Annotated in this window: 14 protein-coding genes, 2 pseudogenes and 1 other annotated feature; of the genes and pseudogenes, 2 read left to right on the top strand and 14 right to left on the bottom strand. The window is 64.2% G+C overall.

All coding sequences use genetic code 11. From position 1 onward, the window contains the following. Positions 1-3: 3 nt before the first annotated feature. From AC50X9_RS15205 to AC50X9_RS15150, 12 genes are all read right to left on the bottom strand, one after another. Positions 4-297 (bottom strand): prevent-host-death family protein, encoded by a 294-nt coding sequence (locus tag AC50X9_RS15205; protein WP_494894617.1) that lies wholly within the window; start codon positions 295-297, stop codon positions 4-6. A 517-nt stretch (positions 298-814) separates the two neighbouring features. Next, the gene (locus AC50X9_RS15200; protein WP_494894615.1) at positions 815-1,123 is read right to left on the bottom strand and encodes a hypothetical protein; all 309 of its coding nucleotides are present in this window, start codon (positions 1,121-1,123) and stop codon (positions 815-817) included. Positions 1,124-1,466: 343 nt separating this feature from the next. After that, a complete protein-coding gene (locus AC50X9_RS15195; RefSeq protein WP_494894613.1) occupies positions 1,467-1,961 on the bottom strand; it encodes a universal stress protein in 495 nt (164 codons plus the stop codon). Positions 1,962-2,072: 111 nt separating this feature from the next. Further along, complete coding sequence (locus tag AC50X9_RS15190; protein WP_494894611.1) at positions 2,073-4,157, bottom strand: NUDIX domain-containing protein; 2,085 nt, start codon at positions 4,155-4,157, stop codon at positions 2,073-2,075. 297 nt (positions 4,158-4,454) lie between these two features. Further along, positions 4,455-6,122, bottom strand: a complete 1,668-nt coding sequence (locus tag AC50X9_RS15185) for an ABC1 kinase family protein (RefSeq protein ID WP_494894609.1) — start codon at positions 6,120-6,122, stop codon at positions 4,455-4,457. A 99-nt stretch (positions 6,123-6,221) separates the two neighbouring features. After that, positions 6,222-7,082, bottom strand: coding sequence for a DMT family transporter (locus tag AC50X9_RS15180; protein WP_494894607.1), 861 nt, complete (start codon positions 7,080-7,082; stop codon positions 6,222-6,224). Positions 7,083-7,557: 475 nt separating this feature from the next. Then, positions 7,558-8,232, bottom strand: coding sequence for a methyltransferase family protein (locus tag AC50X9_RS15175; RefSeq protein ID WP_494894605.1), 675 nt, complete (start codon positions 8,230-8,232; stop codon positions 7,558-7,560). After that, complete coding sequence (locus tag AC50X9_RS15170; protein WP_494894603.1) at positions 8,222-8,506, bottom strand: DUF2933 domain-containing protein; 285 nt, start codon at positions 8,504-8,506, stop codon at positions 8,222-8,224. Before AC50X9_RS15170 ends, AC50X9_RS15175 begins: the two co-directional genes overlap by 11 nt. Further along, positions 8,503-9,567, bottom strand: a complete 1,065-nt coding sequence (locus AC50X9_RS15165) for a type II glyceraldehyde-3-phosphate dehydrogenase (protein ID WP_494894601.1) — start codon at positions 9,565-9,567, stop codon at positions 8,503-8,505. The genes AC50X9_RS15170 and AC50X9_RS15165 overlap by 4 nt, the downstream gene beginning before the upstream one ends. Then, the gene (locus AC50X9_RS15160; protein ID WP_494894600.1) at positions 9,564-12,821 is read right to left on the bottom strand and encodes a beta-phosphoglucomutase family hydrolase; all 3,258 of its coding nucleotides are present in this window, start codon (positions 12,819-12,821) and stop codon (positions 9,564-9,566) included. The genes AC50X9_RS15165 and AC50X9_RS15160 overlap by 4 nt, the downstream gene beginning before the upstream one ends. A 1-nt stretch (position 12,822) precedes the next feature. Beyond that, on the bottom strand, positions 12,823-15,252 hold the full coding sequence (locus tag AC50X9_RS15155) for a phosphoketolase family protein (RefSeq protein WP_494894598.1): 2,430 nt from the start codon (positions 15,250-15,252) through the stop codon (positions 12,823-12,825). A 54-nt stretch (positions 15,253-15,306) separates the two neighbouring features. Beyond that, a complete protein-coding gene (locus AC50X9_RS15150) occupies positions 15,307-17,805 on the bottom strand; it encodes a heavy metal translocating P-type ATPase (RefSeq protein ID WP_494894596.1) in 2,499 nt (832 codons plus the stop codon). An 892-nt stretch (positions 17,806-18,697) separates the two neighbouring features. Here AC50X9_RS15150 and AC50X9_RS15145 point away from each other — a divergent pair. Next, positions 18,698-19,915, top strand: a pseudogene (locus tag AC50X9_RS15145) (IS3 family transposase). Next, positions 18,974-19,087, top strand: a sequence feature (AL1L pseudoknot). Its footprint overlaps the pseudogene before it by 114 nt. Before the next feature lie 23 nt (positions 19,916-19,938). After that, positions 19,939-20,166: pseudogene (locus AC50X9_RS15140) on the top strand (IS1380 family transposase); the annotation flags it as partial. A gap of 658 nt (positions 20,167-20,824) precedes the next feature. Here AC50X9_RS15140 and AC50X9_RS15135 read toward each other — a convergent pair. Together AC50X9_RS15135 and AC50X9_RS15130 are read right to left on the bottom strand one after the other, a co-directional pair. Further along, complete coding sequence (locus tag AC50X9_RS15135; RefSeq protein ID WP_494894594.1) at positions 20,825-22,291, bottom strand: multicopper oxidase family protein; 1,467 nt, start codon at positions 22,289-22,291, stop codon at positions 20,825-20,827. After that, complete coding sequence (locus tag AC50X9_RS15130; RefSeq protein WP_494894592.1) at positions 22,291-22,563, bottom strand: SHOCT domain-containing protein; 273 nt, start codon at positions 22,561-22,563, stop codon at positions 22,291-22,293. The genes AC50X9_RS15135 and AC50X9_RS15130 overlap by 1 nt, the downstream gene beginning before the upstream one ends. Positions 22,564-22,770: the final 207 nt, after the last annotated feature.

The raw sequence follows: 22,770 nt of genomic DNA, 5'->3' as shown, positions 1-22,770 counted from the left end.
AGCTTAGAGGGTGTGAAGACCGTTCTCGATTTCGGTTTCGAGTTCGGCGCGGCTTAAGCCGAAGGCTTCCATGGCTCGATCGAGATCTGTGCGGACACCCGAATCAGTAGCAAATCGAACCATGACCAGAGCTGCATCTCTAAGGGTTTCCCGATCCCGCCTGAGACCGGCGATCTCCTCGGCGGAGACAATCTCAGCTACAACATGCCCATGGCGGGAGAGGGCGATGTCGATACCGGCCTCTGCGGAACTTACCAGTCCGGAGACGCCAGTGCGCGAAGCTTCTGTGATTGTCATAGTGCACATGCGTCCAAGCTACACAGATTTCTACACAGAATCAACCGTGGGTGCTCGGAGCTGCGGACTCTGGTCCGGTTTAGTCGGCACCGGGGTCACCCTCAACGTCGCTTGCTAACAACGCCCCGCAAGACCCATGCATGTTTCAATGCCGGACGCGAGAGCATGGTAGCGGAGATCATGCCTCCATCGCCAGCGACAAGCCGCTCCCGGTGCGCATGACCGACACAAGTTGCCCTGCGACGCACCCAGGGGGCCAGAGATAACCGTCCTACCGGGCACCCAAACCTGTCATAGTCAGATCCCACAGCAGGCGGTCAGAGATGCCTCCAGACTGTATCAGTCAGCCGAAGTCATGCCTGGGGTCGGCGGGGCCCGGTCCGGGCGTAAGGTGCCGGTCGGGAAGTGGATGAGGGGACCAATACAGGCTGAATAGGGCTTTCGCGCCTGCAACCAGGGTCCCATGGGTCCCATGCGGGTACGTTCCGATGCCCGGTGGAGAGTGGGTAGGGCGGGGCTAGTGACCTGAGGGGTGATCCGTTGTGTGTTCCACGCCCGGTACCGGGCCAGGGTTTAGGTCGCCTCCCGTGCCACTGATCGCCGGGCCGAATATAAATGCGGACACCACGAACATTGCGGCGAAGATCAGCAGCCCGATGGCAGGCGCGACCCAGGTTCCGAAGCGCCGGTACAGGCGCAGGAGCAGTGGGATTGAAGCGAGTAATCCCAGCGCGCCGAACAGCGCGGTGCCGCCCGACCCTGCGACGAGTGCCGTACCGGCGAGAATCCCAACGTGATGCAGGACGTGCGGCAGGAGACCGACCACGAATCCTATGACTGCGACGACAGAGTGCCAAAGGGCTTGCAACCGGCCACTCCACGTCCGTTGTCCCGTTGGATCTGCATCGATGCCGGAGGGCGAGACGCCAGACTCATGCAAATGATGGGAGTGATCATCCGTCATGGTATCCAGTCCTGTCGCTTGTTCCTCGTGAGCTCAGAGGCCAGTCTAAGCCCGCTTCCGGTTAGGCTCCTGCGCTCCCACTTATCGCAGCTCTCGACTGGCAGAAGCACCGAACCACCGCTGGCTGGTTCCTCAGCCCCCTCCGCGACCGGCGGAGGGGGCGCCTCCGGGTGCGCCGCTGGGGGGATCCCGTCGACCGAAGATGTTATCCAACGTCGAGGATGCCGTGCCTGGTCCTGACGACGAGCACGGCACAGGCGGCGTGGTGGACTACCTGCGTGGACACGGATCCGAGCAGCAGCCCGGCGAATCCTCCGTGGCCACGGGAACCAACGACCAGCAGGTCGGCGTCCTTGGAAGCATTTACAAGGACGGTGACTGTAGGCCCTTGGAGGACGTCACCTGTGATGTTGACGCCTTCGGTGTCCATCCCCTTCAAAGTGTCGGTCTGCATTCTCCGGGCAGTCGGCTCGAAAATGTCTGGATCCCAGATCATCGCTTCCATCCCGGCCGTCTCGGGCGGATACTCCCAGGCGGTTACGGCCCGTACCTGGCCGTGGCGGAGACGGGCCTCCGTGACGGCCCATTCGAGAGCGAACCGTGATTCCGCCGAGCCGTCCACCCCAACCGCGATCGTGAATCTGTCGCCGCCGCTCATGACCTCCGCCGTCCGTTGAGGTCCTGCCTGGCTGGTTGCCATCAGCCCCCGTAACGGGTTTCAGCAGCAAGGTACCTGTTGAAGATTGCACTTAATGAAGATGCTACGCCGCAGGCCAGCCTGCCGGCGACTGGTGATGCGAGGGGTTCTCAGTCAGGGCATCTGCGGTTCCCTGCCTCGGCCTGAAGCAGGACCTGTGGTTATCGGCGAGTGCTTCGTCGGCCCTGTCGTGGTTTCTTTGAGTCCTGTGCTCCAAAGCATTCCTCTGAGCATGTCAAGTATCGCGCTCGTGCCCGCTCCCAGTGTCGCGGGCTGGCGTTCCGCCGAGGGTTCTTCCTCCGGTACAGGATCCGGTCGCTGTTGCCCCGCGTCTGTCCGCTGGTACAACGGAATTGCCGTGATATGGCTGACCTCGGCTATGTTGGCCATGCCGGTGAAGACGGGTCCCGTAGACCATGCGATTACGGGCGTAAGCAGGAACCCGCTTTCGGGAAGTGCTATGGCGGGGAGTGTGCCCAGAATGTGCACGCTGCCCGGGTCCAGTGCGGTTTCCTCAGCGGCCTCGCGCAGTGCCGTAGCGGCTGGCCCGTGGTCGCCGGTTTCAGCAGCCCCACCGGGAAAAACCAGCTGACCTGGGTAGTTGGTTAGATCGGGTGCGCGTTCAGTGAGGAGCGCGGTCGGTCCGTGTGGGCTGTCGGTGAGCAGCACAAGCACCGCCGCTTCCGTCAGCTTGACCGGGGTCTGTTGCCGGTTCGACAATGGACGATCAGGTCCGGTCAGCCGGGCCAACGTGTCGGCCCATGGCGGCCGCACGGACGTTCCAAGGCTCAGCTGAGTCCGGCCGGGGTCGGAGTCCAGCCATTGGACTTGTCCGGTTTGTACGCGCAGCAGCCCCACACCTGGAGCGGAGTTGGCCGGTTGGACCAGGCGTGTCAACTGTCCAAAACCCGGATGCCCGAACAATGCACGGGCGGGACGGCGGGCCGCCAGATCGGTTGGCTCTGAGAAATCGGCGGGGTTGTTGGCTACTGCCACAAAGGCCTGGCCGGTCCCAACGAGGTTCGCCACCGGGCCGCTAAAGGCGACGAGGGTCTCGCTCATGGCGGGGACCAGCAGGAGGTTGGCGCCGGCTTCGGTCAAGGCGTGCACGGCGTGAGGGTTAAGAAGGTCCCGGCAGATAGCGAGCACCAGATGCCATCCGTCGTCGCTGACATGGACGCGCAGCTGGGGCCAGCCCTGAGGCTGGATGTCTTCGTTGACCGGCCGGTCAGCTGGGGAATGCTTGTCCTGGGTTAACGGGGTGGGGACGCCGCGGAGGTAGGCGACGGCCGTGTTACGCCGCCGCGGCGACCCGTCGTGCACGTCGTCGTGATGGTAGCTGCCTGCGACCAGCATCCTGGGCCCACCGGCCCGGCAGGTCCAGCCCTGCAGCCGCGCGGCCAGCGGCTCGGTAACGCACAGCTCGGGAAGCACGACAACGCTCGCGCCGGCTGTGACGGCTGCGCTGATCAGCCGGTCTATCTCCTGATGCTGTTTCTCTTCATCCTTTGGGCGGACCGGGAAGGTCCGCCCGCTGGCATCCGCCGGGAAGTGGAACTCAGCCAGAGTGCGGTTTGGGTGACAGGTTGCCACGATGGTGTCGGGACCAATGATCCCGATGAGCTCGCGGGCGAGACTGTAGTCGAAGATGACCTGGAACTGTGTGGCCCATTCCCCGGCAAGCCGGACATGACGGGTCTCATCCAGACGGTTGGCAAGCCGCCAGGGCGGAGAAGTCGCAGGCATTGCGGTCACTTCCCGCAGATCGGGACTGTCCAGCGGGACAGGATCGCCTACGCCCGGCTGGTACGGGCTACGCCGGCGAAAGGACTCGCGGAAGCTTTGGCCGCAGTGCTCATCCAGCAGCTCGGCCAGCAGCCGCGCCACCGCCACGGCGGGAACGTCAACGCCGGCGGTCAATGACGCTGCAAGAGCACTGCGTACCTCCGGGCCCAGCTCGAGTCCGGTTGATGTGGCGGGCAGCACCGATCGGACACCGGCGACGATCAGCGCTGCTCTCGCGCGGCATCCAGGGTCCTGCATCCGCTCCTGCAGCACCCGGTGCTCGTCTCGGCACAGCTGCAGTAAATGTGTGAGGGTTACCAACGGTTCCCTCTCGGCTGCAATGGCCACCTGGATTGATGCGACGCGCTGGGGCAGCGGCAATGGTCGGGCCACGCAGGGGGCACACTCAGTCATGGATTCAAGGTGCGCGCACTGGCCCCCGCCGTCCCCGCTAACGTTCCCCGGGCCGGGATCGACGTCCGGAAAAGGGGTGTGCCCGCCGGTGTTCATCGCCTCCGCATCGCAGCTGGATCTTTCATGAGGCTCCTTCCGTGCAGCCTGCCGAAGAAAGTTGAGGCCCATCGGGCAGTGTCTCCGTGTTGCAGTCCATTATTGGCGTACCTGCCGGGGGCCGGCGGAACCGTGGGGCCGACACCGCCGGGGACTCTGGCCCGCAGCCGGATCCTTTGCGGCACGCGGAATGTTGCCCGCTCATCGGTGTGAACCCCCGGTACGCCGCGATGTCCAGATCAGATAGGCGCCAAGCGCACCGCCTGCACCGATTCCGGCCCTCATCAGCGGTTTCTCCCAGTTGTCCCAGCGCTCCTTGTCCCCCGCCATCAGAGCGCTCACACCCCCGATCAGGGCCGCAGCAATCATGCCTCCTACCAGGCGGTTGCCGATGCGTTCCACCCGTCCGACGAGGGGTTCGAGCTCCGCGGCGCGTAAATGGACTTCCAGGCCTGCTGTGTCTAGGGTATCCACGACTCGGCGGAGTAATGCCGGCAGGTCCTCGGCTAGTTCCGCTGCGTCAGCACCGGCTGCGGCCATGCGCTTGGCCAGGGCCTGCGGCGCAAAGCGGCCCAGCATTAGTTTCTTTGCGTAGGGGGCGAGCACCACGCCCAGATTAAAGCTGGGATCCAGTTCAACTCCGATGCCTTCGGCCATGATCATCATCTTCAGGAGCTTCGACAGTTCCTGGGGCATCTGCAGGTGGTAAGTGCGCATCAGCGTGACCGCTTGTGTGATCAGCGGCCCGATTTCGATCTCACTGAGTTGGCGGCCTTCGTAGAGGGCAATAAACCGGGTGACGTCCGCGCGGTACCGGCTGCGGTCCACAGGCTGCCGGGTCACGGAAAGGTCCAGCAAAGCGGAGCCGACACGGCCCGGGTCCCTGCGGGCCAATGCAATCAGCAGGACGCTGAGCTGGCCGCGCAGCTTGTCATTCACCTCGCCAACCATGCCGAAGTCGATAAGACCTATGCGACCGTCGGATTCGATGAACAGGTTGCCCGGGTGCGGATCGGCATGGAAGAACCCGTCTTCGAAGACCATTTTAACTGCTGTGCCTGCGGACCGGACAGCCAGCGCAGCACGGTCGATCCCGGCACAGTCCAGGGCAGTGAGATCATTGACCTTCATCCCCACAATTCGTTCCAGCGTCAGCACCCGGGACGTGGTCGTTTCCCAAAAGACGCGGGGAATGTGAATGTCGGGGTCGGAGGCAAAGTTCTCGGCGAATCGATCCGCATTCCGCCCTTCCTGAAGATAGTCGAGTTCTGCCCTCAGAGTCTGTGCAAAATCCGCTGCTATGCCGGGGAGATTGTAGTCGGCCGCAGCCTCCCACCGGTGGCTGATCTGAACCGCGAGGTTCTGCAGGATATCCAGGTCTGCCTCGATCGTGGGAATGATGCTGGGCCGCCGGACTTTTACGACGACGGGTGTTCCGTCATGGAGAGTGGCTGCATGGGCTTGGCCGATAGAGGCACTCGCCAGGGGTACGAGGGTGAAGTCCGCAAACAAGTCGTCCGGCTCGGAGCCGAGCTCTTCGCGGATTAGTTGACGGATGGCTGCGCCTGGCACAGGTGGGGCAGCGTCCTGGAGTTTAGCCAACTCCGTCTGATACTGGGGCGGCAAGATGTCAGGCCGGGTGGACAGGAGCTGGCCAAGCTTGATGAACGTCGGTCCCAGCTCTTCGAGGGCCACCCGCAAGTGGTCTGGATTCGAGTAGGGCTCGGCCCTGCGTTCATGGCCCAGGAGTCCCTGGTGGAAGGGTACCCACCGCTCGAGTCCGGTGACGCCCATAAGGAAGCCCAGCCCGTGCCGGGCGAGAACCTCGCTGATTTCCTTATAACGGTGTACACGTACGTTCGTTGTCATGGTCTGTTCTGATTTCCGTGTGATGTTGGAAGCTTCGATGTGGCACGGCGTGCCTCGCGTTCCTGCAGGCCTTGGCATTCCATGCGGCGTGACCGCGTTCTACTGTCCACGGGAGCTTTCGGCCCTTTGCAGAGTGGGCTGTTTTCGCGGCAGCACGAGGACGAGCATGGACACCAGAACCAGGGTCATGCCGGCCAAGGTCCAACTGTTCTGGCGTTCGCCCAAGACAACCATGGACAGCAGGATGCCGAACACTGGGACCAGAAAGGTCCATGCGGAGACTGCGTCCAGACGGCAGTGCCGGATTTCTGTGAACCAACCGAGAAAGGCCGTAGCGGTGCCCACGAGGGAGACATAAAGGAGAATGACGATGAAGCGCACGCCCCAGTTGATCGTCGGCACCCCCTCGGTAAGCCCGGCGATGACCGCCAGAATTGCGCCGCCAACGAGGAAATGCCATGCAATCACCGGCAGGATATCGGCCTTTATCTGCCTCGAAATCAGGGTTCCTGCGGTGACTGCGAGAGCCGCGGTAATGGACAGCCACGCACCGGTGCCCGTTCCGCCGGGCAGGGCGACTGCCAGTAGCCCTGCGAAGCCTGTCCCCATCGCTGCCAGCGTCCGCACGGACAAGCGCTCCTTGTATATCCACCAGGCCGGAAGCACTATGAGCAAGGGCTGTGCGTTGGCCAGGACGGAGGCGGCTCCAGTTGAGAGACCGGCCAGACCGCCAAACATGGTAGCGAATGCCAGTGCGACATTGACAATTCCCATTACTGCTATAAGAGTCCAGGTCCTTGCCCCGCGCGGCGTCGGTTCCCCCCGGAAACCTGCTGCGATGAGGAGTGCCCCGCCGGCTATGAGAGCGCGGAACGCGGCGAACCACAGCGGCGGCGCATCCTTCAGACCGATGCTGATTGCCAGAAAGCAGGAGCCCCAGGCGAACGTGATCCACAGCATCCGTATAGGCTTGGGTCGGCGAAGGTCTCCGTCCTGTCCCGTACTTGCTAGGGCCGGGGGGATGCGCATAGCAACTCCTTCCACGGCGTGATCCCGGAGAGGATTTCGCCCGGCATGGGGTAAGGCATAGTAATCCTCCTGTCGATGAGGGAAGAGGCCCCCGCCGACGAGTTCGGCCCTTCATTTGCCGGCTCTGGCCCGCACCGTGGGTGGTCGCGTCCTAGACTCCCGGACATATTGATCTGCCGCTCTTGGCTGAAGAGCTTGCCTTCCCGGTCCAGATCCCCGATGCGCCGGCTGACTCCAACCGTTATCCTGCAGTCCGCCGGCCCCCAGGCCAGATACGCCGAGCGCTGTTGAACCATCAGAATTCCTCTCTCAGGGTCCCGCCCCGACTGAGGCAGGCCGGCGACACCACAATTTCAGCCCTATGCATGGAGTGCCCGACTGGCGGCGCCCGCAGGCCGAAGTATGGCTACTTAGGGCGTTTAGGGCCGTGAACGTCCGGTACATCTTTGTTTTTGCCGAACCGGGGGATAAAACCTGGAACGTTGCGGGCATAGGCGAGATACGCCGCTCCAAATTGGCCCGCCATGTCCTTCTCTTCGTGTCTGGCAAGGCGGTGGTAGACGAGAACCAGGATCGGGAACATGATCAGGGTCAGGAGTGTGGGCCACTGCAGCAGGAAACCAAACATGATCGTCAGGAACCCCAGGTATTGCGGGTGGCGGAGCCGGGCATAAACACCAGTGACCGCCAACCGGTGCTCCGTCTGTGCCGCATACAAAACCCGCCATGCCTGATACAGCAAAATGAAGCCAGCAGCTATGAGCACGTTGCTCAGCAGGTGCAGGGGGTTGAGATGCGGATCTCCTTGCCAGCCCATCAGGTCCTGCCACAGATGCCCTGAATTGTGAGTCAGAAGGTTGAAATTCGGGAACTGGCTGCCCAGCCAGCCGGAGAGAAAGTAGATGGTCAGCGGAAAACCGTACATCTCCGTGAACAACGCGACGATGAACGCGGCGAACCCCCCGAAGGCCCGCCAGTCGAGTTTCGTTTTCGGTTTGACGAAGCTGAACGCGAAAACAATAAATATTGCAGAGTTCAAAATCACCAGGAACCACAGGTCGTACCCGTAATCAGTTGCCATTGCCCGCACTCCGTCCCGTAGTTCCATCGTGGCTGTCTCCGTGTCCCCCATGGCCGCCGTGTCCTCCGTGTCCGAACAAGTGCATCGCCAGCATCCCCACCACGAATACGTAGGGCAGCGCGTCCAGCACGTGCAGCCAATGGCTGTTCAGCAGGTAGATCACGGCGATGATAATCAGGACGGTCAGCCCGCCACGCAGATACAGGGACCGGCGGTCCTGAACGGGAGGCGGCGCCTCAGGCTGGTGTTCGGCCGGGTGTCCGTTGTGATTCACGGCTGGTCTCGCGGCAGGACGGGCAGATTTTCGGCGAGGAAGTCCTGCCGCATGCCCAGGGTGGAGTCGGTAATCCCCATGGACGTCGCCGCGTCCGGGGCTGACCCTGACAGGGCGCGGATAGCATCGATGGTTTCGGGCACGACGATCGCCTCGTTGTAGACCTGGTACGTAAGGTAGGCCTCATCGCCTTCAACGGTGACAAGTTCCTCCCAGACCGCGACTTCCCACATGTCCCCACGGGGCCGGCCGAGATCCTTCATTAATTCGATTGTCGAGTTCAGCGCGACGAGTCCGTCGGCCATCCGGATGAAGGCTATCCGCGGTGCGGCTCGCAGTGCTGCGATGACCTCCTCCCTGCTGGCGGCCCGCGTGAGCTGAAGCGTCCAGTAATGGTTATGGGTCTGCGTGTGCGCGCCCTTGGCTGCGATGGTGACGACGTCCAGATCGGGAAGGACGGTCCGGGCATCAGGACCCTGGTGTGACGGAATTTTTGATTCCGGGACCATGGTGTTCATGATCCCGCCGAGATGTGATTCCCAGGGGTCGGTGGCGCGGCGGATGAGGACTCCGCGGGCCTTGGCCAGCAGGCCCGCTTCCTGCAGGGCACCGAGTACCCTGATGATGCTGGTCGTGTTGCATGAGACGACGCGTGTCATGTCCCGGCCCAGTGCGCTGTCGTAGTTGGCCTGGGCCACGAAGGAATGCCCTGTGGTGTCGTGGGATTCACCGCCCTGCAGGATGACTTTCACCCCTGCCGCCCGGTAGCGGGGCAGATTGCCGGCCGCCACGTGTTTGGGGGTCGCATCGACGACGACGTCCGCCTGGGCCAGCAGGTCATCCAGGTCTCCGGAGATGGTCAGGCCTGCCTGTCCCATGGCGTCCCGTGCTTCGGCGGTGGATGCGAACAGGGGAAACCGTCCCGCGGCGGAGCGGATCCGCCAGTCGGTGATGATGTCGGCGACGCCGATCAATTCCATGTCCGGCTGCAACAGGACCGCGTCGGCTACCCGCTTGCCGATGACTCCGTATCCGTTGACGGCCACTCTGGTTTTATTCATTGGTATGCCTTCCCACTTGCGGTTGCGGTGTTTTGTTGATGGCGGTTTTCCGGCCCTGCGGATCTTGGGTTCTTTAGTGTCAGGGGGAAGTTCATGTCTTCCCCGCCGGCGAGCTGTGCATAGGTTCCTTCGACGCCTATCCGCACAGCGGGTGCGCTGCAGGGCTGCAGCCGGATCCGGAGGTTTTCCGCGCTCAGGGACACATCGAGGCGGTGGCCCCGGTACTGGATCTGGAACCGGGCGTTTCCCAGCCGGGCCGGGAGCCGGGGAGAAAAGGTCAGCGCGTCGGCTTCTGTCTGGAGGCCGGCGAAAGCCCGGGCGACGATATCGACCGTTCCGGACATGGCGCCGAGATGGATACCTTCCCGGGTCGTGCCGCCCTGGGTGTCGTCCAGGTCGGAGACCAGGGCCTCACGGAAGACCTGCCAGGCCCGGGATTCATCAATCCGTGCCAGTACCGAGGCGTGCACCACCCGGCTGAGGGTTGATCCGTTGGCGGTCCGGGCCAGGTAGTACTCCACGGTGCGCTCCAGATCGGGCTCCGCGAAAGGATAGCCGAGCCGGTGCAGCTGCCTGATCACGCCTGCGGGCCCCAGCAGGTAGATCAGCATCAGGACGTCAGCCTGCTTGGCGAGTTTGTACCGGTTGGTGGCATCGTTTTCGGCTTCGAGAATCAGATCGAGCCGTCCGATATTGCCGTACGTGGCACGATAGCCGGACCAGTCCAGTTCTGCCAGGTCTTCGTAACCATCGAACTGGCTGAGGACTCCGTCGGCATGGAACGGCACTGTGAGCCGGCGACTGATCCTGGACCAGTGGCTGATTTCCTCCTCGGTGACCTGCAGCCGCTCGGTGAGGTCATCGCCGGGGTGGCCCGCGAGTTCACGCAGCACATCGGCGGCGCGTTCGCAGAGCCAGGAGAGAAGCACATTGGTGTAAGCGTTGTCACGCAGGCCGGTCCCGGGCGTATCCGGGTACCCGTCGTGGTATTCGTCGGGTCCCATCACTCCTGAAATGTGGAACCGCTCCCCTGCCGGATCATAGGTGGCCAGCGAGGCGAACATCCTGGTCACTTCGATGATCAATTCCCCGCCACGGGCCGCCAACCAGTCCCGATCCCCGGTGGCCTGGAAATGCTCCCAGGCATTGTACGCGACGGCGAGTCCGACGTGCCGCTGGCGGCTGGAGTTGTCCGGCATCCAGCGGGCGGACCGGGCGTTGTAGAGCTGGCGGGGCGTCTCCTCCCGTCCGTCGCTGCCGCTCTGCCATGGGAAGAGCGCCCCCTGGAGGCCCTGCGCGTGTGCGGCGGCCCGGGCAGCATCAAGCCTGCGCCAGCGGTACTCCAGCAGTGTCCGGCTGACGTCAGGGAGCCGGAGTCCGATCACGGGGAAGACGAAGAGTTCGTCCCAGAAGACGTGACCGCGGTAGCCCTCCCCGTGCAGGCCGCGGGCCGGCACGCCGGCATCCAGGGCTGCGGTATGCACGGAGATTGTCTGCAGCAGGTGGAACACATGCAGGTTGAGTACCAGCTGGGCCTGCCGGTCGCCGTCCAGGCTGATCCCGAACCGCTCCCACAGGCGCCGCCATGCCGCTTCGTGGTCCCTGAGCAGAGCGGTGAAGCCTGTGTCAACGCGGGAAAGTCCGGCCAGGGCCGCGGTCTCGGGCGAGGAGATGGCGCCGTCGCGGGAGGTTGCCAGCGACGCGGTTCTGGTGATGGTGGCTGGCTGTCCGTCGGCCAGCCGGAGGTCGTACTGCCGCTGGTAGCGTCCGCCGTCGCTCTCGGCGTCCCGGGGCGTTGCCGGCGTGGCGCCGTCTAACAACGTCCGGACGGCTACGGCGATGCGTATCCTGCTCTGGCTGGTTTGGACGGCGCACAGGACGGTGCTGCTGTCCACTTCGGTGAATTCAGGATCGGTCAGGTGCCGCTGCCCGGTGCCGGCATAGTCACGGACGTTGGTGTTGGCCACCCGGGCATCGATGCCCTCCCGGATACCCACGGTCCCGCTGAAGCCGTGGGCCGTCAGGGTTGTCTCCAGCGCGGCCAGGTGTGGGGTGTGCATGGAGACCAGACGCCGCTGCACGACGGTGAGCTGTTCACCGTCCGGGCCGGCGAGGGTTGCGCGGCGAGTCAACAGCCCCCGGCGCAGATCGAGTTCGCTTCGCTCATCGGTGACATGGGTATCCCCCGTGGACCACCACTGCCCGGCGCCGATGCGCACATCCACGGGCAGCCAGTTAGGGACGTTGACCAGATGCTCTTCTTCCATATCGCGGCCGTGAATGGCGCTCGTTGTCCGGTTGTAAACACCGGCCAGATAGGTCCCGGGATAATGGACTCCGTCGTCACTGTGTTCCGGCCGGGCGCCGCGCATTGCCATGTACCCGTTCCCCAGGGCGGTCAGCACCTCCCGGTGGCCTTCGTGGGCAGGATCGAACCCTTCGTAGGCCAGCGTCCACGGGTCGGCGCGTGAAACCCCCAGGTCCAGCTCCGCGACGTCGCCGAGTACGATGTCGGCGCCGGCAAGTTCCAGCTGTTCCCGATGTCCCGCGCGGTCGATGCCGACGACCAGGCCGAAGCCGCCGCGGCGTCCTGCCTGGACACCGGCGGCGGCGTCCTCGACAACTGCGACATGGCGGGGTGCCACGCCGAGGCGGCGGGCTGCTTCGAGGAACATGGCTGGGTCGGGCTTACCCGGCAGGCTCTGTTCGGCGGCGGTCTGCCCGTCGATGATGACGTCGAACCCGGCGTCGAGGCCGGCCGCCGTCAGCAGGGCGCGGGCGTTGCGGCTCGCTGTGACCAGGCCCAAGGGGATGCCTGCGGCCCGCAGTCGGGCCAGCAGGGCGGTGGTCCCGGGGTAGGCCCGGATGCCGTCGCGGGTCACCGCCTCGAGGAACAGGCCGTTTTTGCGGGCGCCGAGTCCGTGGACGGACCAGATGTCGGGCCCGTCTTCAGGGCTGCCGACGGGAAGCCGGCCGCCGCGGGAGTCCAGGAAGGCGGTAACTCCGTCCTCGCGCTGCCGGCCATCGACGTACTGCCGGTAGTCCGCGTCGTCGAACGGATCCCGTCTGGGGCTCCCGGCGAGCCGGGGGTCCTGAAGGAAGGCGTCGAAGAGTTGCTTCCAGGCCGCCGCGTGCACGGCGGCGGTCTGGGTGACGACCCCGTCCATATCGAACAGCACCGCCTGATACGGCAGTGCAGCGCCATGCCGGGAATCACTGGAGGGGCGGCTGCCGCCCGCATGGATGTCCGTCATGCTACTCCGGTTCCGCTACGTCATCAGCCGGGTTGTTGGCGGGGTCTGCTGCGGAGGTCCACTCCCAGTTCCGGATCTCCGGCATGTCTTCACCATGGGCGCGGATGTATTGCCGGTGCTCGATGAGCTTGTTCTTGAGCTCCTCGCGTACATACGCCGAGACGTCTTTCAGCCTGGGCACCCGGTCGATGACGTCGATGGCGAGGTTGAACCGGTCCAGCTGGTTGAGGACACACATGTCGAACGGGGTCGTGGTGGTTCCTTCCTCCTTGTAGCCGCGGACATGGATGTTGCCGTGGTTCGTCCGGCGGTACGTGAGCCGGTGTATCAACCACGGGTAGCCGTGGTAAGCGAAGATGACAGGTTTGTCCGTGGTGAACAGGGCATCGAAGTCCCGCCCGGACAGGCCGTGGGGATGTTCCGTGTCATCCTGCAGGCGCATGAGGTCAACAACGTTGACCACCCGGATCTTCAGATCCGGGAACCGCCCGCGGAGGATGTCGACGGCGGCGAGGGTCTCCATTGTGGGCACATCACCGGCGCAGCCCATGACGACGTCGGGTTCCCCGTCCGCGTCCGTACTGGCCCAGTCCCAGATGCCGATGCCTTTGGTGCAGTGCACGATCGCCTGATGCATGTCCAGGTACTGCAGTTGGGGCTGCTTGCCGGCGACAATGACGTTGACGTACTGGTGGCTGCGCAGGCAGTGGTCGGCCACGGACAGGAGAGTGTTGGCGTCCGGTGGCAGGTAGACGCGGATGACGTCGGTTTTCTTGTTGATCACATGGTCGATGAACCCCGGGTCCTGGTGCGAGAACCCGTTGTTGTCCTGCCGCCACACGTGGGAGGTCAGCAGGTAGTTCAGGGAAGCGACCGGCCGGCGCCATGGGATGTCGTTGGTCGTGGTCAGCCACTTGGCGTGCTGGTTGAACATGGAGTCGACGATGTGGATGAACGCCTCGTAGCAGGAAAAGAATCCATGCCGGCCGGAGAGCAGGTAGCCTTCCAGCCAGCCCTGGCAGGTGTGTTCGGAGAGGATTTCCATGACCCGTCCGTCGCGGGCGAGATGGTCATCCTCCGGAACAGTCCGGGCATTCCAGACCCGGTCGGTCGCGTCGAATATGGCGCCGAGCCGGTTGGAGTTGTTTTCGTCCGGGGCGAAGACCCGGAAATTGTCCATGTTCGCAGCCATGATGTCCCGGAGGAACGTGCCCAGGACGCGGGTGGATTCCACGGCCCCGGTGCCGGGATGGGTCACGGGCACGGCATAGCCGGCGAAGTCAGGCATGCGCAAATCCCGCAGCAACAGCCCTCCGTTCGCGTGCGGGTTTGCGCTCATGCGCCGCTCCCCGACCGGATGCAACCCGTCGACCGCCGCCACCGGCGCGCCCGCGTCGTCGAAGAGTTCCTCGGGGCGGTAGCTGCGCAGCCACTGTTCCAGCACGGTACGGTGGCTGTCGTTTTCGCGGGCCTGGGTGAAGGGCACCTGGTGCGAACGCCAGCTTCCCTCCACCTTCAGCCCGTCCACTTCTGCCGGTCCCGTCCAGCCCTTGGGAGAGCGCAGGACGATCATGGGCCAGCGGGGCCGTTCCGTCCGTCCGTCCTCCCGGGCGCCGCGTTTGATCTCATGAATCTCGTCCAGGCAGGCATCCAGGGTCCGGGCGAAGTCCTGGTGCATCTGTTCCGGATCCGAACCTTCCACGTAATACGGTGTGTGGCCGTATCCGCGCAACAGCGAGTCCAGTTCCTCGTGGCTGATCCGGTCCAGGATCGTGGGGTTGGCGATTTTGTAGCCGTTCAGGTGCAGGATCGGCAGGACAGTGCCGTCCCGTGCCGGGTTCACGAACTTGTTGGAGTGCCAGCTCGCGGCCAGCGGGCCCGTCTCTGCTTCCCCATCACCGATTACAGCCGCCACGATGAGGCCCGGGTTATCGAACGCTGCGCCGTAGGCGTGCGAGAGCGCATATCCGAGCTCCCCGCCCTCGTGGATGGACCCCGGCGTCTCCGGTGCCACATGACTGGGGATGCCGCCGGGAAAGGAGAACTGGCGGAACAGCCGCTTCATCCCGGCGGTGTCCTGGGAGATATCCGGGTACGTCTCACTGTAGGTACCTTCCAGCCAGGCCGACGCCACCGGGCCCGGTCCACCATGCCCTGGGCCCATGATGTAGATCATGTCCAGGTCCCGTTCCATGATGGCCCGGTTCAGGTGGGCGTAAATGAAATTCAGGCCCGGGGTGGTGCCCCAGTGCCCCAGCAGCCGCGGCTTGATGTGCTCGGGGCGCAGCGGTTCGCGCAGCAGAGGGTTGTCCATGAGGTAGATCTGTCCGACGGAGAGGTAGTTCGCGGCCCGCCACCAGGTATCGATGCGGTCCAGCTGGTCGGGGCTGAGGACGGGTATCGGAGTTTTCGGCTGTTGATGGTCTGTCATGGCAGATCCTGTCTGTCTGAGCGAGTACTTGGGTCGGGGCCGAAGGGACGGCGTTTAGCGGACGCCGCTTGGTTCCGGTGCTGGTTCAGTCTTGATCGTGCGGCCGGTGGCCTCGCCGGGCTCCGGAAGGCGCAGGCGCTTGAGGAGCAGGGCGTTGACGGCGACAATGACGCTGGAGCCGGACATGGAGATCGCGGCTATTTCCGGGCTGAGCATGAGGCCAAACGCTGGGTAGAAGACGCCGGCGGCGATCGGCAGGGCGATGACGTTGTAGCCGATGGCCCAGCCCAGGTTCTGGCGCATCTTGCGCAGCGTGCCGTTGCCGATCCGCAGAGCGATGGGAACATCCAGCGGATCGGAGCGCATCAGGACAACGTCGGCAGTTTCGATGGCCACGTCGGTGCCGGCTCCGATGGCGATGCCTAGATCGGCCTGTGCCAGTGCGGGGGCGTCGTTGACGCCGTCACCGACCATGGCGACCCGCTTGCCGGCCTTCTGCAGTTCGGCCACCTTCGCGGATTTGTCCTCGGGAAGCACCTCGGCGATGACGGTGTCGATGCCGAGCTGGGCAGCAATCCGCTTCGCGGTGGCCTCGTTATCTCCCGTGAGCATGACGACCTCCACGCCGCTTTCATGCAGGGCGGCCACTGCGGAGGCAGCGGTCTCGCGGGCGGCGTCGGCCAGTGCGATGACACCGGCGGCCCTGCCGTCCACGGCCACCAGAACTGCCGTACGGCCGGTCGAGGCTAGAGCCTCGCGCTGTTCGGCTACCGGTCCGATGTCAATGCCCTCGGACACCATCAGCTTGCGGTTGCCGACGAAAACCTTCCGCCCGTTTACCGAGGCGCCGGCGCCGTGGCCTGGGACGTTACGGAACGCTTCGGCATCAGCTGACGGAACGCCGCGGGCAACGGCGTAGTTGACGACGGCGGCGGCGAGAGGGTGCTCAGATTCGCGTTCGACGGCGGCCACAAGAGCCAGGAGTTCGTCCTCGTCAAAACGGTAGGCGATAAAGTCGGTGACTTCGGGTTCACCCTTGGTCAGGGTTCCGGTCTTGTCCATCACAACCGTGTCGATGTGTGCTGCGGTTTCCAGTGCTGTGGCGTTCTTGAACAGGACGCCGCGCTTGGCGCCAAGGCCGGTTCCGACCATGATCGCCGTCGGGGTTGCCAGGCCCAGAGCATCCGGGCAGGTGATGACAACGACCGTGATGGCAAAGAGGATCGCTTGCGGAACGGTTGCTCCGGCCAGCCACCAGGCGAGGAAGGTGGCGGATCCGCCGATCAGGGCAACCAGGACAAGCCAGAATGCGGCGCGGTCCGCAAGGCGTTGGCCGGGGGCTTTGGAGTTCTGGGCTTCCTGTACGAGTGCGACAATCTGCGCGAGTGCTGTGTCTGCGCCGACCTTGGTGGCGCGGACACGCAATGTCCCCGTCGTGTTGACGGTGGCGCCGATCACCTCCGAGCCCGGAGACTTGGCCACGGGCAGGCTTTCACCGGTGACCATGGACTCATCAATGTCGGATTGGCCGTCTTCGACGGTGCCGTCCGTGGGAATCTTTGCCCCGGGGCGCACCAGCATCAAATCACCGGGCAGAACCTCCGAAGTCGCTACCTCCACGGGCTCACCGTTTCTGATCACCAACGCCTTGGACGGCGCCAGCTCCAGCAGTGTGCGGATGGCGTCGTTTGCCCCGCCCCTTGCCCGCATTTCGAACCAGTGCCCCAGCAGCACGAAAGTCGCCAGGACGGTGGCTGCTTCGTAGAATACTTCCCCGCCGCCGGTCAGAGTAATAATGAGGCTGTACAACCAGCCCGCCCCCACGCCAACAGCGACGAGGACCATCATGTCCAGGGTGCGTGCCTTCAGCGCCCGGTAAGCGCCGTCGAAGAAAATCCAGGCCGAGTAGAAAATCACCGGCAGGGACAGGATCAAGGCAAAGACATCGTCCCGAAGCCCGAACGGGGCCGGTACCTCGAAACCGATAACTTCGCGTCCGATAGGCGACCACAGGGTGATGGGCACGGAAAGGAGCAGCGCAATCAGAAAACGGTTCCGCATGTCCCGGATCATCGACTCCATAGACATTTCGTGACCGGCGTGGCCGCCGTGGCCCATGACTTCCTGGGCGTCCCTGGGGGCGCGTTCGGGGTGACCGGTATGGGCGCCGGCCCCGCCCTCATGACCCGCATGGCCCTCATGGCCTTCATGGCCCGGTCCGGTATGGCCGTCGTGGGCAGGCGGATGGTGCTCGGCGTCAGTGCGGCCCGCGCGTTCGGACGGCGCGGAACCGCTCTCGTGCATCGGATCACAAATATGCTCGGGCACTGACTGGCCAGCACAGTGGTAGCCGCAGTCCTGCACCCAGCTCCGGAGGTCGGCGATAGAGGTCTTGTCCGGGTCGAACGTGACGTTCGCGGTCTGCGAGACGGGGTTCGCTTCCACGCTGAGCACACCCGGCCGGCGGGAGAGCGTGGCTTCGGCGACGGACTTTGACGAGGCCCAGTGAACACCTGCCACCTCCATGACCACGGTTTGTGTCTTACTACTCATGACAGAAATTCCTTTCGGGACTCGCTAACTGAGGATGTGTCTCCGGCCGTCGCTCTCGTGGCGCACGCTGAGCTCTGCAGCGACAGTCGCCGCGCTTGGAAATGAGGTTCGCTCCGCCACGACGGTTCAGGGCGTCACCCGGGTACAAGGTCGCGCCTGGCCGCAGCGGCCGGTCTTCGATGCCTCCGGTCAGCGTTCGGCGGAGGGCAGACTGCTCCTATACGCGGCTGATGGAAAGCCGAATGAGCGAAACAGGGTGGAGGGGCTCCCCCGGAACCGCGGGAAGCGCCCCGGCTGGCTGTGCTGCCGCAGTGGCGGCGGACGTGCTGCCGGGCTCTCCCGGGACAGATGAGGGAGCGACGGCTGAAGACAACACATCAGGGCACGCTACAGACAAGCCCAGGTTCATGGGGCAGTGTCCCGTACGGAACGGGACGCGTTGTCCCGCGCTGTCATTGTCGACAGCCACGGCGGTGTCAGCGGAAAGGACGAGCTGGATGCCCGCAAACGCAGAGCCTTCCAGACCGGACAACGCGATGGTGTGCGATGTGGCACCCGGGCCGGTTTCTTGAGCAGACGCGGTCGGCGGGTTCAGAATTCCCGTTATGGCGAGGAGAAACGAAAGGACCGCGGTGATTGCGGCCAGGCTGGAAAAATCATGGTGCCATCCCATGGAATGACGCACGTTTCCCCACCCCCGTGGTAATCGCGAACAGGGCTAGTTGGTTTCGCCCTCTGCAGTGATCCTATCGAGCCGGGTGCGGGGAACTACAACTCCTGGTCACAAACGGCCCGGGTCATCGTCGTGCGCCACCGTCCCGGTTCCCGGAGGACGAGAAGTGAATCGCACCGGGTTTGATGGAGACATCGATTACCCGGAAGGATGATTCCCATGCCAGCACAACGGAAGTACCCAAACGAGCTGCGTGAGCGAGCAACGCGGATGGCCATTGATGCAAGGAAGACCCTGCGACCAGGACCGGCGCGTTCCGCCGGATCGGTGAGCAGCTCGGGGTGAATCGCGAGGCGCTGCGGACCTGGGTGAGTCGGGCCGAGATCGAGGAGGGCCTGAGGCCGGGCACGACAACGGCGGACGCGGACCGGATCACCGAACTCGAGCGTGAGGTCCGCGAGCTGCGCCGGGCGGACACGATCCTGAAGCAGGCTCGGCTTTCTTCGCGGCGGAGCTCGACCGCCCGTCGAGGTGATGTGCGCCGTCGTGGACAAGCACCGCGATGAACACGGGGTCGAGCCGATCTGCAAGGCGCTGCAGATCGCCCCGAGCACGTACTACGCCCGCCGTTCCCGGCCGGAGTCCGCCAGAGCAGTCAGCGACCGCGAGCTGGGGGAAAAGATCGAGAGCGTCCACGCTCAGAACTACGGCGTCTACGGCGTCCGGAAGATCCACAAGGAGCTGCAGCGGCAGGACATCCCAGCGGCGCGCTGCACCGTCGAGCGGCTGATTCGCCAGAAGGGCCTGCGCGGGATCTCGCGGTCCAAGGGGCCGCGCACCACGAAGCCAGCACCGGAGACCGGCAGGCCCGCGGACCTGGTCGAACGCCGGTTCCAGGCCACGGCGCCAAACCGGCTGTGGGTCGCAGACATCACGTATGTCCGCACGTTCGCCGGCTGGGTCTACGCGGCGTTCGTCATCGACGTCTTCTCCCGCAGAGTCGTCGGCTGGCAGGTGGCCACCAGCCTCTACACCGATCTGGCACTGGACGCTTTGGAAATGGGCATCTGGGCCAGGACCCGGGACGGCGCAGACCTTACCGGGCTCGTGCACCATTCCGACCGCGGAGTCCAGTACCGTGCGATCCGCTACACCCAGCGACTGGAAGAAGCAGACGCTGTGGCCTCCGTTGGGTCCAAGGGCGATAGCTATGACAATGCCCTCGCCGAGGCGTTCAACTCACTGTTCAAGTCCGAACTTGTCCGCAACAAGGGCCCATGGCGGGACATCAGCCACCTCGAGGTCGCCGTGGCTGAGTACGTAGATTGGTTCAACCACCGGCGTCTCCACGGCGAGATCGGCCATGTCCCGCCAGTCGAATACGAGCAGCTCCACGCAGTCCACCCGGCCCCGGAACTGCTCTCAATTTCCAACTAAAAACGCCTCCACAAAACCCGGGGCTTGACACCTGGCTCCAGCTCGCCGCCCTACCGGACGGCCACCGCGCCAAGGCCTGGGACATCAAACGCTGGCGCTACCGGCTCTTCGCGACCGCCGGGAAAATCATCACCCGCGCCCGCCGCAACCAGCTGCTCCTGCCGGATTCCGCGCCGGAGAAAGACCTCCTGAAACTCCTCCTGGAGAACAACGCCCGGCTCAACAAAGGACTCGTTCCTTCCACCGGCTGATCGTGGACCTCATCCCGTCCCAACGAACAGCACGATCACCGGAAGTGGAACCGGCGCCAACCCAGGCGAACCAACAGGCCACACCGGACTGCCCGAAAACAGAAAACAACCGCCCACCAGCCGCAGCCACAAATTAGCGGCCATCAACGAGCATCATGAAAAATTGAGGCTAGAACTGCTCCATATTGATGAGTGTCCCAATTCGGTCAAAGCGTACGAGCGACTTGAAGCAGCTCTGACCGCCTGGGGGCGTACCGATGTCGAAGTTCACATGCGCCCTTCTAGAGTCCGTAACAGATATTGAGGGCACCGGATTTTCGGGTTCACCGACCATCACTGTCAACGGATCCGATGTCTTCCCGGATGGAGCATCCGCCAGCGATTTGGCCTGCCGTATCTACATGACGCCCAATGGCTATGCCGGCCTGCCCACGATTGACCAGCTAACGGAGGCTCTCAGGAATAGTGGACTCTAACTCCGCCACCTGCTCGTGCTGCGGCAGAGTGATGCAGCGTAGGAAATTGCATGCCCTTGGGTCTGGGCCTTCCTACATATGCCGGCGGTGTGGCCTGTGGGTTGCCATCCGGCTCCGCCCGGATAGCCCCGGACGACGCTGAATACGGCGCTGCACTTGCCTGGGTCGTCACTCCACACCTCTTACCGGACTTCGATAGCGCCCATCATGCCGAGGTCTTCGTGGTCCAGGATGTGGCAGTGGTAGGCCGAGCGGCCGCGGAAGTCCGTAAAAGCCACCCTGACCTTTACCCGCCCGTTTGCAGGTACGTTCACCACGTCCTGCCAGATTGCGGCGTCCGTCCCTTGGCCGTTTTCCTCGATGATTTGCATCGGCCAGACGTGGAGATGGAAGGGGTGGTCCATGGGGCTGGTGTTGGTCAGCGTCCATTCCTCCACATTCCCGGCCGCTACCGTGGTGTCTGTTCTTGTCTCGTTGAACTCCCTGCCGTTGATGGTGAAACGCATCATGCCGGCGCCCATGCCCATGCCCATACCGGCGGCCAGGACGATTTCCCGGCGGGCCGCTACGGCGGCGGACCGCAGGTCTGCCAGCCCCTTCTGGGCCGGAACGGGCGGCAGGGCTGCGACCGGTTCGCCGGCTACGCGGAGGGTGGCCAGTGCGGCGCCGTCCGGCTGGTCTGGAGGGTTGCGTGCGCCGGATCCTGGTCCCATCATTCCCGGCATGCTTCCCCGGTTCTGGTAGAGCGCGCGCAGCACGGAGTCTCCGGTCGTTGTGGTCACGAGTAGGTCTGCCCGGTTTCCGGGTGTAAGGAGAAGTTCGTCCACTGTCTCGGGTGTCGGGAAGCGGCCGGAGTCCATGCCGAGGAGCTGCAGCTGCTGTCCGTCGAGTCGTAGACGGAGGTAGCGGGACACGCATGTGTTGATGATGCGCCATCGTTCGCGTTGTCCTGGGCGGGCGCTGAATTGGGGGTTGCTTTGACCGTTGACCAGGATCAGTTCACCCTCCCGGCCCATCATTCGTTCCATCGCCGGGACTGCCGGGATGTTCCCCAGTCCGTCCAGGGTGGTGTCCGAAATGACCAGTACCCGCTCAGCACTTGCCTCGATGGGTTCAGGGTCCTCGACGATGATCGCTCCGAAGAGCCCGGCGAAGATCTGGTCGGCCACCATGCCGTGGTGGTGGGGGTGATACCAGTACACGCCGGGCGGATGGTCCCCGGGAAGTTTGTATTCGTAGTCGAAGGTGCTGCCAGGTTCGACCGAGACGAAGACGTTGTCTCCGTTGCCCTCGGGGGAAACATGGAGGCCGTGCACGTGCAGGTTGGTGGCCTGGGTCAGCTTGTTGACGAGCCCGATCCTCAGGACATCGCCGGCGCGTACGCGCAGTGTCGGGCCGGGGATGCCGTCGTTGTAGCCAAGGGCCGCGGCCTGACGGCCTGCCAGCAATATCTGTCCAGGCGCGGCTTCGAGCCGCACCTGCAGCTGGCCGTTGGTGCTCCGCTCCTCCGGAGGCTGGGTCAGTTCGCCTCCCGCAACGGGAGCCGCCTGCGACGACAGGGTCCAGATCAGCCCGGCACCGCCGGCCGCTGTCCCCGCGATGCCGAGCCCGCCCAGCAACACCGCCTGACGGCGACTGATGGGCTTCACTACGGGCCCTCACCGAGAACCTTGAGTTGCTCGCGGTACTGGTCCGCGGTGAGTTCTCCTCTCGCAAAGCGCTCATCGAGGATCTGGCGTGCCCCGCTCCCTCCGACAGGCGGCGGCCCGCCTGGCCCCGGGGGGCCCGGAGGTCCGTACCCATTACGGCCGCCGCCGCCAAAGACTCTTACCGCCAGCAACACCAGCAGCGCAATCCCAATGAGCAGCAGAGGAATCCAGAGCCACATCCATCCCATGCCTTGTCCGTAACCCCACATCATGATTTGTGCCTTTCGTTTCCAAAGTTACTTCCGACTCTTCGCGCAGCCTCGGCCGACAGATAGAGTCCGAGGTCCCGGTCCACTCGGGCCGGTTTTCTACGCACGACACCGGTCAGAGGGTGCCCAGCAGGTCCTGCATTTCCTTGATTTCCGCTTCCTGGGCGGTCACGATGTCTTTGCTGAGTTTGATCGCGTCGGCGTTCTTGC

The sequence above is a fragment of the Pseudarthrobacter sp. HLT1-3 genome (genome assembly GCF_059383535.1).
The sequence above is the reverse complement of the archived record's forward strand: the minus strand, read 5'-3'. Positions and strand labels throughout refer to the sequence as shown.